This is a genomic window from Candidatus Seongchinamella marina (genome assembly GCF_026262685.1).
GTDB classification, from domain to species: domain Bacteria; phylum Pseudomonadota; class Gammaproteobacteria; order Pseudomonadales; family Halieaceae; genus Halioglobus; species Halioglobus marinus.
In genome coordinates this window covers 1-1,173 of the sequence record NZ_SHNP01000019.1, presented here as the reverse complement: position 1 = coordinate 1,173, position 1,173 = coordinate 1, and the positions used below count along the sequence as shown (strand labels likewise).

Sequence of the window (1,173 nt, the reverse complement as noted above, 5' to 3'; positions counted from 1 at the left end):
TAAGTCGCTGCGCCCAGGTCATTTCCCTGTGCTCATTTACTGGCGACTCTGCACTATTTGTGCCCTGCAAGCCCTGACGGCTGCTACCCTTGCCACGCTTTGCCGGCGTCACATTGACTCGGTGCTTACTGTTTGGGGCAAGAACGCCGTGATAGCGCGTTAGATTAGCGCGGGGGCTGGGTACCAACGCAGCCATTTTGGCAATAAAGTCCAGAGGCTCAAATACAACGTGTGTTGTTCCATCTTTGTATGGCGTTTTCAGCGCATATCTGACCTTACCCTGTGAGGTCAGTGCCAGCCGTTTTTCTGATACCGCCGGGCGAGAGATGTAGCGACACAACCGTTCCAGTTTTTTGCGTTCACGGGTTTTCGTTGCCACGCCGGCATGCAGGGAGAAACCGGCTATTTTACCGACCTGGTTACTGCCGAAATCATCATCTTCCCAGGATGGGATTGTTTGTAATGTGAAGACCTTGCGGCCCTGTTTTGGGCCTACTGCAATGCGATAGGTGATCGAGTGCCCTTGAAGCTGTTGCATCGAATCGTCGTCTTGTAAATCTAGCGTCAGATAACTGCTTTCATCATCTCGCACCAATAAACCCTGGCGTTCCAAATGGCCGGCAACGCGCTGGCTAATTGTTCCCACCAGCGTATTGAGTTCACTGTTGGTCGCCGCGTTAACTCGGTGAAATCTCAATTTTCCGTTGTGTTTTTCTTGGTAGACTCCATCAATAAAGAGCATATGAAAGTGCACATTGAGATTTAGCGCGGAGCCAAAACGCTGTACCAGTGTGACGGCGCCGGTTTGTGCTGTGGTCTTGTCGAGGCCGGCTTTCTTGATCAGATGTGTTGAGATTGACCGGTTAATGATACCCAGCACTGTAGTGACAACCTGAGGGTTGTGGCCCAACAGGAATCGCAACGGATAAGGAAAACTGAGCACCCACTGACGAATGGGTTTGTAGGGTAAGACATCATCTGCCAACAGCGCGGCGGTTTCTGCCATTCGCCTTGCCCCGCAGCTGGGGCAAAAACCTCGGCGCTTGCAGCTGAAAGCCACCAAGTGCTCACGATGACAGTCTTCACAGCGGACCCGCAGAAACCCGTTCTCGAGCCGCCCGCACTCTAGATACTCATTGAATTCTCGGGCGACATGGCGAGGTAAACAACGGC

The 1,173-nt window shown here is 52.6% G+C and carries 1 protein-coding gene; it reads right to left on the bottom strand.

The window, feature by feature from the left end; all coding sequences use genetic code 11:
• A partial coding sequence (locus EYC87_RS19395) for a transposase (protein ID WP_279254353.1) occupies positions 1-1,173 on the bottom strand: 1,173 nt, incomplete at both ends.